The following is an 11,617-nucleotide window of genomic DNA, read 5'->3' as shown; positions in this document are numbered from 1 at the left end:
GCTTTCTGCTGGTGTGGTGGTTTCCGGTGGAAAGCATCCTGGCGATGTCGGTGATGGCGGCGTCGAATCGTTCCCGTCCGCCGGCCGAGTTCAAGTGTAGGTTCTCGCGATCGGTGTCAGTTTCTCAATTTCGTGTCAGTTGTCTGTCAGCGGCGTGTTGGTTTCTCATTTTCGTGTCAGCACGAGTGAAGCTATGTAGGTGCCGCGAAGCGGTGAGGTCGAGGTCAGGTACGTGCAGGGCAACGGTGGTCCTGTCGCGACGACGGTCGCCGCCGCGGATCCGCTACGAATAGTGCGCGGTTTGCCGGTTCGACGAGTGCGAAGTCATCCTCGACGGAGGCATTACGCGGGCTGGTTCTGGTCAGCGACCAATCGTGACCACGTGCTCTACGAGAGCCGGTTGGAGCTCGATCGGCTGTGGTTGGCCGACTTCGCTCCGGGGGTAATCCGGATGGCGGCGCAACCGATGTGGATGTGCGGCTCGGACGGGACGAGCACACGTAGGCACGTTCCCGACATGCTTCTCGAACATGCTGATGGTGGGTTCACGGTCGTGGACGTCAAACCGGAAGAGTTCGCCCGCCGCGAGGAGGCGGCGCAGGTATTCGCCTGGACTGGGCGGGTGTGCGCCTCGCGGGGTTGGTCGTACGAGGTGTGGACAGGCGCGGACCCGGTGGTGCTGGCGAATATCCGGACCATTGGCGCCGCGCGCAGAACGGGCTCGATAGATACCACGACCGTGGCGTGCATCGAGGCGGTCGCCGTGACCGGAATGACGATCGACGAGGTGGTCGCGGCCGCAGACACGCAGCGGGGCCGCATCGCTGTGCTGGCGAAGTTATGGTTCAGGTCGTGGACGGCGGATCTTACGGTACCGCTGTCCGGGCAAACGGTCTTGACCTGGTGAGAGGACGACTTTATGACAGAAATCCTCGATCTCCGTCCTGGGATTCGGGTCTGGTTCGGGGGCGCCTCGTGGGAGGTCGTCGCCCTCCATGGTCTTGAGGTGACGCTCCGGTCAGGGCCGTCGTTGCAAAGGGTCGCGGTCACCGAAATCACTGCCCACGCTGTGGCAATGGCCCATAAGGACGACTCCTTCGATCCCACAGCGGTGGTGCTGTCGTCGCTGACGACGTCGCAGCGCCACAAGCTCGACGTCCGAGCCGGGCACGTGCGCAGCGCGCTCGCCGCGGTCAACGATGACGGGACCAACCTGGAGTCGGTGCTAGCGGCCAAGGCGAAGGAACTGGATGTCTCGGTGCGCACGCTCTACCGCTGGATCGCGGGCTTCCGGGCATCGGGGGTCGCCGGGTTGGCCGACACCCGCATTCGCAGCCGATATGCAGTCGGCGTGGACCCGCGGTGGGACGCGACGCGTCTTCAGGTGCTGGACGACTATGTCGAGGCATCCACGCCGACCATGGGAGTTGTCATCGACGCGGTTGTCCGCAAGTTGGAGGCAAGCTTCGGCCCGGGAACGGTGCCGCTGCCCAGTAAAGCCACTGCTTACCGGCGTCTGAAGGTGCTGGCGAAGGGACGGCATGCGTTCGGCAGTGCAAAGGGACGGCGGTCGGTGGCCGATCGTCCGACCGGTGTGTTCGGTCGGCTCCGTGCCACCCGGCCCGGCGAGTACGTGGTGCTCGACACCACGCCGCTGGATGTGTTTGCGATGGAGCCGATCACGATGCGCTGGGTCGGGGTGGAGTTGACGGTGGCTATGGACCTGTTCACCCGCTGCGTGCTCGGACTGCGGTTGACCCCGGTGTCGACGAAAGCGCAGGACGTCGCGAACGTGCTCTACCAATGCATCACCCCAGACCGCCAGCGGGACGACGGCGGGTGGCCGTATCACGGGGTTCCGCGGAATCTGCTCGTCGGCACCGAGGAACCCGACGGCGTCTCCCAGCAGCGGGTCGGCGACCTCCCTGCCTGTTTACCGGAGGCGATCGTGGTCGATCACGGCAAGCAGTACCTGTCCGATCACGTGATCGGGGTCTGCGCGCGGCTCGGGATCACGGTCCAGCCGGCGATCCCGCACAAGCCGACCGACAAGCCCACGGTCGAGAGATTTTTCCGCACGCTACGCGAATCCGTGCTCCAGCACCTGCCCGCCTACAAGGGCCCGGATGTGTACTCCCGCGGAAAAGACGTCGAGGACAAGGCGTTCTACTACGTCAGCGAACTCGAGCAGATCATCCGCGAGTGGGTCGGGTCGGTGTATCACCGCACCCAGCACGACGGGTTGTGTGTGCCGGAGATCCCGCGGGCCGAGTTCTGCCCGGCCGAGATGTTCGAGATCGGGGTCGCGAAATTCGGGTGCCTGCTGTTACCGAGCAGCCCGGACTTGGCGTACGAGTTCCTCGATGTGCGGTGGCGGATGATCCACCACTACGGGGTGGAGGTCGACGGGCTGCGCTACGACGGTGCCGGGCTGAACCTGTATCGCGGCACCCGGTCCCCGTACGGCGGTGTGCACGCCGGTAAGTGGCCGATCTTCGTCGACTCCCACGACGTCCGGCACGCCTACTTCCAAGATCCGGACACCAACGCCTGGCACCAACTGGTGTGGGAACACGGGGCGTGCCTGAACCAGCCGTTCAGCGCCGATGCCGTCGACTACGCCAAACGCGTCAGCATCCGCGAGCACCGCCACCTCGATCCGCACCGCGCCGTGCAGGACCTGCTGCTCGCGTGGAGCCGGGAGGAAGTCGAGACCCGCCGCGACCGCAGCCTGGCCCGGCGGCTCAGCGCGCAGCGGCCCACCCTCGACGGCGAACGGACGTCCGGTGCCGCGCCGGACGGCGAATCCGTGCGGGAGGACGCGTCGCTGCCCGGGGTCATCGATCTGCTCGAGCACCTCGCCCAACGCTCGACGAGCCCGGTCGAGCTTCCCGACGACCTGGACGTGTTCGAGCAGTACTACGCGCAGCGGCCGGACGAGGAGGTATTCGGGGTGTTCGACGAGTGAACCGATGGGCACGATGGTTGGCGGACAACGGCACCGCCCGCTACCAACTCTCCCGCAAGAAGGGATGGGATGCGTTCGTGCACTCCGCACCGCGCGAGTCGTTCGACGTCCTCACCCGCACCGAAAAGACCCGGCTCAGCGGTGAGGAACGGGAGGACTACAACGAGGCCCGGATGGTGTGGAACGCGAACCTGCCGACGATCAAGACCAGCCAGCTGACCGCCGCGTACTCGGTGATCGATCAGGTCCTGGCCTCCGGGCGGCGGGACGGGGACAAGCTGCGCGGGTCGGTGGTGATCGACGCCGAACCCGGTTTGGGGAAGACGACCATCGCCACCCGGTACGCCCGCGACTTCCACCGCCGCGCCTACCGCCGGGAGGGCCCGGTCACCTTAGGTGGGCATCAGCGGTTGCCGGTGGCGTTCGTCCCGCTCAGCGCCGGCATCACGTTGAAGGGTCTGAACCAGCAGATCCTGCGGTTCTACGGCCACCCCGCCGTCGACCGGGCGTCGACCTCCAAGCTGGGTGCGTTGGCCGTCGACTGTGTCACCAGCTGCGAAACCCGGTTGGTCGTGCTCGACGACCTGCACTTCGTGGACTTCAAGCATCGCAACGGCATCGAGGTGTCCAACCACCTCAAGGGTCTGGCCAACGAGATGGCGGCGACGTTCGTCTACGTCGGAGTTCAGCTCGCCGAGAAGCGGTTCTTCGATGAAGGGCAGCTCGGGGAACAGGCCGCCTACGCGCAGACCAGCCGCCGTGCCACCCGCTGCCCGGTCGCCCCGTTCGCGGTCGATACCGATCCGGGGCTGCGGAGTTGGATCAGCCTGCTCCGCACGTTGGAGGGGCACATCAAGTTGGCCGACGCCCACGAGGGGATGCTCGTCGAGCAGGCGAAGGTGTTGCACCGGCGCACCCAGGGCCGGATAGCGTCGCTGACCAACCTCATCGACCGCGTCTGCTACCTGGCGATCGCCTCCGGCACCGAGACGATCACCCCGGAGTTGATCGCCGCGACCACCATCGACAATGCCGGCGAATCCGCCGCCCGCACGGCCTGACCCCACACCTTCCACCGCGCCCCCGGCGGCGCGACTGAGGCCGATTCCCGGCGGTTACGACATCGACCGCTGGCCGATCACCGTCCCGATCCGCCCCGGCGAGGCCATCCCCGGATGGCTGCTGCATTTCGCCTCCCGGTACCAGCTGTCTCCGGCGCAGTTGTTGCGGGAGTTCGGCTTCACTTCCCGGCCCGCCACCGTCGACCGTGTACTGGACCAGGTCGCCGAGTGCTCGCGGGAGATCACCTGGTGCCTCGGCCTCGCGCCGCGGGCCTTGTCGCCGGCATTGTGTGGTTGGCCGGCCGAGGCCTCGCTCGGCCGCTACCTCGCGCACCGCCGCGGGATCCGGCACCACTTCAGCGGGTCCCGGTTTTGTCCACGGTGTCTCGCCGAGCCGGACTGCATCTGGCAGAGGCAATGGGCGCACCCGTTGCTTCCGATCTGCCTGCGGCACCGACTGCGGTTGCAGACCCGGTGTCCCGGTTGCGGGCAGGTGCCATTCTCCGACACCACCTGGCTCGGCAGCCACGGCCCGCCATGGCACTGCCCCCAACGGTGTCCGCGCGAGAGCGCCGATCGGAAGGTGCGTCCGTTCTGCCGGCACGACTTGCGCGACGCCACCGTAATCGAGGCCAACGACGACCTGTGCACGGCCCAGCGGTATCTGACCGCGCTGGCCGAGGCCACCGACATCGACGATCCCACCTCCCGATACGACAGGACGGCCGCGACGACCCGATTCGAGGCCTTCTGCGACCTCGCCGCCGACAAAGTCGGCATCGAGGCCCTCGTCACCCTCGGCGCCCATCAGGAGCGTCAGCAAATCCGATGAGCACAGGACAGTCCACCCAGTTCGTGGCTGACCCGAAGTTGAAGTTGGTATTCCCAAGTTTGTGTCCCAAGGACACGCGGACGGTAATGCTGCTCAACGCCTGCGATACCCGCAACGCTGCGGGCCGGACCGCCCGCAACACAGATCCCGCCCGCCCCGTTTTGGTCGTTCTTGGAATAGTCGTTCAGCTGGCGGGGCGGTCTGTCACTGTGACCGAGATCTGCTGGATCTTGCCGCCGCGGAGCACGGTCAAATCCACTCGATCGCCCGGGTCGACGGCACGGAGCGCCGCGATGAAGTCCTCCGCCGACTCGATGTCGTGGCCGTTGACCGCGGTGATGACATCGCCCGGCCGGATACCCGCGGTCGCAGCCGGACCGAGCGGGACGACCTCGAGGACGACGACACCGTCGGTGCGGTCGACCGCCAATTGTTCGGCGATCTGCGGTGTCAGCGTGCCGGGCTGAATGCCGACGTACGCATGCTGGGCAGTTCCCGAGGCCAGCAGTTGATCTGCGACGTCGACGACATCCGCCGCGGGGATGGCGAAACCCAGAGCCACCGCACCCGCCGACGGGGGAATGTAGGCCTGGCTCATCCCCACGACCCGCCCTTGTCCGTCGATCAGCGCACCCCCGGAGTTACCCGGCGAGATCGCGGCGTCGGTCTGAATCAGGTCGACCAGCGGCGCCCCGGTGGAGGCCGACCCGGGGATCTGACGGTGCAATCCGGAGATGATGCCCGAGGTGACCGTGGCCTCGAACCCCAGCGGACTGCCCACGACTACGGCGAGCGCGCCGACCTCTGGCAACGCTGTCTCGAACGTCGCCGCAGTCAGATCGGTGCGGTCCGCGTGAAGGACCGCGACGTCGGTCACGCGATCGACGGCCCGCACGTTCGCGGACACCTGTTGCCCGTCCGCGAAGGCCACACTCACCTGCCGGGCACCCTCGACCACGTGGGCGTTGGTGACGATGGTGCCGTCGGTCTTGTAGACGATGCCGCTGCCCACACCGGACCCGGTAAGCACCGTGACGACCGAGGCCTCCACCTGCCGGACCAGTGCCGGCAGGTCCACGGCAGGCCCGGCTGGGGGCGTCGAGGTGGTGGGAGCCGAGGCGCCGCATCCCGCGAGGAGGGGGACCGCGATCGCGACCAGCGGCACCCAGATCGAGGAACGTACGGTCGACGGAACGCGCATCAGCGACCGGTTCCGTACGACATCGGTCTCCTACATGCACCTACTGCGAGTGGGCCCACCAGATCAACATACCCCTGTCTCCTCCCGTGGTCCGCGACTCCCGACCCGCGTCACATGCTCATAGAAATCTACATCGACGATTGCGGTGCGCGTGCCTCAGCTGCTGCGGCGACGAGTCGTATATTGTTGTACTACTTTTATTTTCAAGACCGATATGCCTGTTTCGGCCCGATTCGCATGCCGTACTGTGCAGCCGAGCCTGCGCCTACCGGTTCGGCGTCCGGTCGGGCAGTCAACCGGTTGAGCTCACGAACGGCCCAACCGCAGGAATCGGACTTTAGTGACTTCACTGTACGAGCTGATCCGACAGCTGGAAGAAGAGGATTCGTCACTGGTTTTCTTCTGCACCAAGCGATTAGGAACAGCCGCTGGGTCCTGATCCTCTACGTGAGGGTGAAGACTCTCACCCATTTCTTTCGGCTGCTAGGGTCTTGGTAGCGGGAGTTCTACTCCGAAACCCCAGTCCATCGACGCCGAGGGGGCGTGATGTCAGAGTCCAGTGGCGGAACCTCCGCCGTAAGTCCACACCCACCTGCTCGCCAGGTGATTGCGACATTCGACACCTATGCCGACGCCGAGAGCGCCGTCGACTACCTCTCCGACCAGCATTTCACGGTAGACAAACTGGCCATCGTCGGTCGCGACATCGAGCTGGTCGAGCAGATCGTCGGCCGATTGAACTACGGCTGGGCCGCTCTGCGCGGCGCCGCCGCGGGCGCGCTGACGGGTGCGCTGTTCGGCTGGATCTTCGGGTTACTCGATTGGGTTCAGCCGCTGCTCACGGGCCTCGCGCTCGCCTTCTACGGGTTGGTATTCGGTGCCGTTGTGGGCGCTCTGCTCGGCCTGCTCATGTATGCGCTGCAGGGCGGCCGGCGCGACTTCACCTCAATCCAGTCATTACAACCACGTCACTACGAAGTCCTCGCCGATGTCGAGGTCGCGGACGAAGCCGTCCGCTTGCTCACCGGCCGGACCGATCGAAAGGAATGAGTCATGGCGACTGCTGTGGGTATAGACCTGGGCACCACCAACTCGGTCATCGCAAGCTGGCAAGGCGGCGAGCCGGTGGTGATCTCCAATGTCGAGGGAGCGCGGACGACGCCGTCGGTGGTGGCGTTCACCGAGAGCGGCGAGCGCCTGGTGGGTCAGCTTGCCCGACGGCAGGCGATCTTGAATCCGAAGGGCACGATCTACTCGGCGAAACGCTTCATCGGACGTCACTACGACGAGATCTCCGAGGAAGCCAAAGCGGTCAGCTTCGACGTCGTGCCGGGTGACAACGGTGAGGCCCGCTTCGACGTGCGCGGCAAGAAATACGCACCGGAGGAGATCAGTGCCCTCGTGCTGCGCAAGCTCGTCGACGACGCGAGCAAGTTCCTCGGTGAGAAGGTCAAGGAAGCGGTCATCACCGTTCCGGCCTACTTCAACGACGCGCAACGAAACGCCACCAAAGACGCCGGCCGGATCGCGGGCCTCGAGGTTCTGCGGATCATCAACGAGCCGACCGCTGCGGCACTCGCGTACGGCATGGACAAACAGACCCACGAAACCGTACTGGTCTTCGACCTCGGCGGCGGAACCTTCGATGTGAGCCTGCTCGATGTCGGCGAGGGAGTGGTCGAGGTTCGTTCCACGGCCGGCGACTCCCACCTCGGCGGCGACGACTTCGACCGACGCCTGGTGGACTACCTCGCCGACGAATTCCAGCGCGCGGAGAACATCGATCTGCGCAAGGATGCGCAGGCATTGCAGCGCCTCTTCGAGGCCGCGGAGAAAGCCAAGGTCGAGTTGTCCTCGGTGACCCAGGCCCAGGTAAACCTGCCCTTCGTCACCGCTGACGCGAACGGTCCCAAGCACCTCACCACCACGATCATGCGATCGAAGTTCGAGGATTTGACTGCCGATCTGGTGGAACGCTGCCTCGACCCCGTGAAGCAGGCGATGAGTGACGCCAAGGTCACCGCCAACGACATCGACGAGGTGATCCTGGTCGGTGGTTCGACACGTATTCCTGCGGTGCAGGCGCTGGTTCGCCGGCTCACCGGCGGCAAGGACCCCCACATGGGCGTCAACCCGGACGAGGTCGTGGCGCTCGGTGCCGCAGTCCAGGCGGGCGTGCTCAAAGGCGAGGTCTCCGATGTGCTGTTGCTCGATGTCACCCCGCTGTCCCTCGGCGTCGAGACGCAGGGCGGGGTGATGACCAAGATCATCGAGCGCAACACGACGATCCCGGCACGGCGCAGCGAAGTGTTCTCCACGGCGGAAGACAATCAGTCCGCCGTGGACGTCGTGGTGCTGCAGGGCGAACGCGAACGTGCGGCCGACAACCGGGTGCTCGGCCGGTTCCGGCTGGAAGACATCCGCCCCGCGCCACGTGGCGAGGCCCAAGTCGAAGTCACTTTCGATATCGACGCCAACGGCATCCTGAACGTCACCGCCCGCGACAAGGACACCGGCAAGGAACAGAGCATCACGATCAGTGAACAGGGCAACCTGGACCAGAGTGACGTCGAGCGCATGCTGGCAGAGGCCGAACGGAACCGGGGTGAGGACGAGGCGCTGCGCAAGGCGGTCGACGCACGCAACGCGCTCGATTCGGTTGCCTATCAAGTGGAACGGCGACTCGCCGAACTCGGTGACAGTGCCCCGCCGCATGAGAAGGCGCGGGCCGAGATGCTGATCGCCGACGCCAGGAAGGCGGTCAAAGACGGTGCTTCACCCGCGGAGGTTCAGCCACTCACCTCGGAGCTGCAACAGCTGCTCTACGGACTTGTGCCGGACCAGTCGGACGACGGCCAAGCAGGCGGCGCTGATGCTGCGTCGTCGGATGACGACGACGTGATCGACGCCGAATTCGATCGAAGCTGAGGCACACGATGGAAAGGTCTGCAGATCATTCGACGACCGAGCCGGCTACCGACGGTACCGACGGGGATCAGACCGAGACGGCGCCTGATCGCACCGACACGGGGGCCGAGTTGGCTCAACTCGAGGATCGTTGGCGCAGGGCCGTCGCAGATCTGGACAACCTGCGCAAGCGGTATGCCAAGGATCTGGATCGTGAACGCGCCGCGGAAGTAGCGAAGGTTTCGGCGGCGTGGCTGCCGGTACTGGACAATTTGGAGCTTGCGCTGGCCCATGCGGGCAGCGATCCGCAGGCCGTCGTCGAGGGTGTGAAGGCGATCCGGGATCAGGCGGTACAGGTGCTCTCACGGTTCGGCTTCGAGCGCCACGACGAGGTCGGTGTGCCGTTCTCCCCGGAGCTCCATGAAGTGGTCAGTGTGGTAACCCGACCCGACCTTCCGTCCGGGACCGTGGTCGAGGTCTTGCGCCCGGGTTATGGAGAGGACGGGCGACAGTTGCGGCCCGCCGCGGTGGTCGTCAGCCGCCCCGAGGGGTGAGCACCGATGGCCCGTGACTACTACGAAGTACTCGGGGTCCCGCGGGGCGCCGGCACCGACGAAATTCAGCAGGCGTACCGCAAGCTGGCCCGCAAGTACCACCCCGATGTGAACAAGGATCCCACTGCGGAGGACAGGTTCAAGGAGGCCAACGAGGCCTATCAGGTGTTGTCCGACCCGGACACCCGGAAACGCTACGACCGATTCGGTGACGACTTCCGGCGTGTGCCCGAGGATTACGACGAACGGGTCCGGGCAAGCGCCGGTGGGTACGGCGGCGGGTTCGGCGGCGGCGGGTACGGCGGTGGGGGCGGGGGCAGAAGGGTGCACTTCGGTCACGGTGTCGGTGGCGAGGGCGGCGTCGACTTCGAAGACCTCTTCGGGCAGATGTTCGGCGGAGGCGGTGGGTTCGGACCGATTCCCGGCGCCGATCAGGAAGCGGAACTGGAACTGGCTCTGGAAGAGGCGTATCGGGGCGGAAAACGCACTCTCAGACTGGACGGACGGCAGTATGACGTCGACATTCCGGCCGGTGTCCTGGACGGCCAGCGAATCCGGTTGGCCGGGCAAGGAGGCCGGGGCAACGGTGACGCGCCGCCTGGGGATCTGTACCTCGTGGTGCGGATCAAGCCGCATTCACGGTTCCGCGTGCAGGGTCGGGACATCTACGTCGATCTGCCCGTATCGCCATGGGAGGCGGTTCTCGGGTCGACAGTCGTCGTTCCCACCCCGGGTGGCGAGGCGAAAGTCAAAGTGGTGCCGGGCTCGTCGACTGGTAGGAAGCTGCGCCTGCGCGGAGAGGGAATGCCGAATCCGCGGGGCGCCAACGGCAACCTCTACGCCGAAATCAAGGTGATGGTTCCGTCGAAACCGACAGCACGTGAACGCGAGCTGTTCGAGCAGTTGGGCGCCGAATCGAACTTCGATCCGAGGAAAGAGACATGAGCACCCCGACCCCGGTCACTCAGTACGTATTGGTTCGCCGTGCCGGTTTGTCGCCGGATGCCTTCGCCGAACGTACCGGGCTGCACCCCGACCTGGCACGAAAGCTTGTGGCTCTCGGACTGCTCGACGCCCACCGCTACGCCGGCGGAGAGATGTCGTTCGAACCATCCGAAGTGGTCCACGCCGCCCGCATCCAACGGCTGCGGACCGGCCTGGGCCTGAACTACTCGGCAATCGGGCTCGTGCTCGATCTGCTGGATCGAATCGAGAAACTCGAAGCAGCTTCCCGCAGAAGGAGGACACCCCCATGGACACCGGCAGCCTGACTGAAAAGTCACGAGAAGCCCTGCAGGAAGCCCAGAACGTCGCGACCAGAATGGGCCACACCGAGGTCGACGGAGAGCACCTGCTGCTCGCGTTGGTCGATCAGCAGGATGGGTTGGTACCCCGACTGCTCGAACAGGCCGGCGCGAACGTCGATGCCCTGCGATCCGATCTGGATCGTGAACTGTCGCGTAGGCCGAAGGTCAGCGGCCCCGGCGCGACACCCGGTCAGGTGACGATCACCCAGCGCCTGGCCAAGCTGCTCGACGCCGCAGAGCGGGAGGCGAAGCGACTCAAGGATTCCTACGTGTCGGTGGAGCATCTCGTGATGGCCCTCTCCGAGGAAGGATCGGCCAGCGCGGCCGGTCGGGTCCTCGCCAGTCACGGGGTCACACGAGACGCCTTCCTCACAGCGCTGACGAAGGTGCGCGGCAATCAGCGTGTCACCTCGGCCACCCCGGAGGGGGCGTACGAGGCATTGGAGAAGTACGGGCGCGACCTCGTCTCCGAGGGGCGGGCAGGCAAACTCGATCCGGTCATCGGCCGAGATGCCGAGATCCGCAGGGTAACTCAGATCTTGAGCCGGAAAACGAAGAACAACCCGGTGCTGATCGGCGACCCCGGTGTCGGTAAGACCGCGATTGTCGAGGGTCTCGCCCAGCGGATCGTCCGCGGCGACGTGCCCGAGGGCCTACGCGACAAGACGATCTTCTCGCTCGACATGGGTTCTCTGGTGGCCGGTGCGAAGTACCGCGGCGAGTTCGAGGAGCGACTGCAGGCCGTGCTGTCCGAGGTGAAGGCTGCCGAGGGGCGCATCCTGTTGTT

At 65.7% G+C, this 11,617-nt stretch carries 11 protein-coding genes; 10 read left to right on the top strand and 1 reads right to left on the bottom strand.

What is annotated here, in order from left to right; genetic code table 11:
• Nucleotides 1-199 precede the first annotated feature (199 nt).
• From ABWI03_RS33575 to ABWI03_RS33560, 4 genes are read left to right on the top strand one after another with little or no spacing between them, the layout of a single operon-like run.
• Nucleotides 200-907 carry a TnsA-like heteromeric transposase endonuclease subunit gene (locus tag ABWI03_RS33575; protein WP_003942661.1) on the top strand — a complete coding sequence of 236 codons (708 nt, stop codon included), beginning with the start codon at nucleotides 200-202 and terminating at the stop codon, nucleotides 905-907.
• Between the two features lie 12 nt (nucleotides 908-919).
• Complete coding sequence (locus ABWI03_RS33570; RefSeq protein WP_178377389.1) at nucleotides 920-2,968, top strand: TnsB C-terminal domain-containing protein; 2,049 nt, start codon at nucleotides 920-922, stop codon at nucleotides 2,966-2,968.
• Nucleotides 2,965-4,029: an ATP-binding protein gene (locus tag ABWI03_RS33565; protein ID WP_003942663.1), complete on the top strand. Its 1,065-nt coding sequence runs from the start codon at nucleotides 2,965-2,967 to the stop codon at nucleotides 4,027-4,029. Before ABWI03_RS33570 ends, ABWI03_RS33565 begins: the two co-directional genes overlap by 4 nt.
• Complete coding sequence (locus tag ABWI03_RS33560; RefSeq protein ID WP_003942649.1) at nucleotides 3,998-4,861, top strand: TniQ family protein; 864 nt, start codon at nucleotides 3,998-4,000, stop codon at nucleotides 4,859-4,861. Before ABWI03_RS33565 ends, ABWI03_RS33560 begins: the two co-directional genes overlap by 32 nt.
• A 184-nt stretch (nucleotides 4,862-5,045) precedes the next feature.
• Here the strand turns inward: ABWI03_RS33560 and ABWI03_RS33555 are convergent, their stop codons facing one another.
• Nucleotides 5,046-6,062 carry a S1C family serine protease gene (locus tag ABWI03_RS33555; protein ID WP_209923542.1) on the bottom strand — a complete coding sequence of 339 codons (1,017 nt, stop codon included), beginning with the start codon at nucleotides 6,060-6,062 and terminating at the stop codon, nucleotides 5,046-5,048.
• A 546-nt stretch (nucleotides 6,063-6,608) separates the two neighbouring features.
• On the opposite strand from ABWI03_RS33555, the gene ABWI03_RS33550 reads away from it, so the two are divergent.
• The 6 genes from ABWI03_RS33550 to ABWI03_RS33525 form a co-directional block, all read left to right on the top strand.
• A complete protein-coding gene (locus tag ABWI03_RS33550) occupies nucleotides 6,609-7,112 on the top strand; it encodes a YflT domain-containing protein (protein WP_005203454.1) in 504 nt (167 codons plus the stop codon).
• Between the two features lie 3 nt (nucleotides 7,113-7,115).
• Nucleotides 7,116-8,990, top strand: a complete 1,875-nt coding sequence (gene dnaK, locus ABWI03_RS33545) for a molecular chaperone DnaK (protein ID WP_218748308.1) — start codon at nucleotides 7,116-7,118, stop codon at nucleotides 8,988-8,990.
• Between the two features lie 8 nt (nucleotides 8,991-8,998).
• Nucleotides 8,999-9,523: a nucleotide exchange factor GrpE gene (locus ABWI03_RS33540; protein ID WP_003942659.1), complete on the top strand. Its 525-nt coding sequence runs from the start codon at nucleotides 8,999-9,001 to the stop codon at nucleotides 9,521-9,523.
• Between the two features lie 6 nt (nucleotides 9,524-9,529).
• Complete coding sequence (locus tag ABWI03_RS33535; RefSeq protein WP_350834961.1) at nucleotides 9,530-10,468, top strand: DnaJ C-terminal domain-containing protein; 939 nt, start codon at nucleotides 9,530-9,532, stop codon at nucleotides 10,466-10,468.
• On the top strand, nucleotides 10,465-10,794 hold the full coding sequence (locus tag ABWI03_RS33530) for a chaperone modulator CbpM (RefSeq protein WP_003942652.1): 330 nt from the start codon (nucleotides 10,465-10,467) through the stop codon (nucleotides 10,792-10,794). The genes ABWI03_RS33535 and ABWI03_RS33530 overlap by 4 nt, the downstream gene beginning before the upstream one ends.
• A partial coding sequence (locus ABWI03_RS33525; RefSeq protein WP_353799053.1) for a Clp protease N-terminal domain-containing protein occupies nucleotides 10,776-11,617 on the top strand: 842 nt, incomplete at its 3' end. The genes ABWI03_RS33530 and ABWI03_RS33525, both read left to right, overlap by 19 nt.

The sequence above is a fragment of the Rhodococcus baikonurensis genome (assembly GCF_040489275.1).
GTDB lineage: Bacteria > Actinomycetota > Actinomycetes > Mycobacteriales > Mycobacteriaceae > Rhodococcus_F > Rhodococcus_F baikonurensis.
This window is presented reverse-complemented; position numbering and strand designations above follow the sequence as displayed.

Coding starts and splice junctions, on each gene's coding strand:
- ABWI03_RS33570 (WP_178377389.1), top strand. CDS start 920: ATGACAGAAATCCTCGATCTCCGTCCTGGGATTCGGGTCTGGTTCGGG.
- ABWI03_RS33560 (WP_003942649.1), top strand. CDS start 3,998: ATGCCGGCGAATCCGCCGCCCGCACGGCCTGACCCCACACCTTCCACC.
- ABWI03_RS33555 (WP_209923542.1), bottom strand. CDS start 6,062: ATGCGCGTTCCGTCGACCGTACGTTCCTCGATCTGGGTGCCGCTGGTC.
- ABWI03_RS33550 (WP_005203454.1), top strand. CDS start 6,609: ATGTCAGAGTCCAGTGGCGGAACCTCCGCCGTAAGTCCACACCCACCT.
- dnaK (WP_218748308.1), top strand. CDS start 7,116: ATGGCGACTGCTGTGGGTATAGACCTGGGCACCACCAACTCGGTCATC.
- ABWI03_RS33540 (WP_003942659.1), top strand. CDS start 8,999: ATGGAAAGGTCTGCAGATCATTCGACGACCGAGCCGGCTACCGACGGT.
- ABWI03_RS33535 (WP_350834961.1), top strand. CDS start 9,530: ATGGCCCGTGACTACTACGAAGTACTCGGGGTCCCGCGGGGCGCCGGC.
- ABWI03_RS33530 (WP_003942652.1), top strand. CDS start 10,465: ATGAGCACCCCGACCCCGGTCACTCAGTACGTATTGGTTCGCCGTGCC.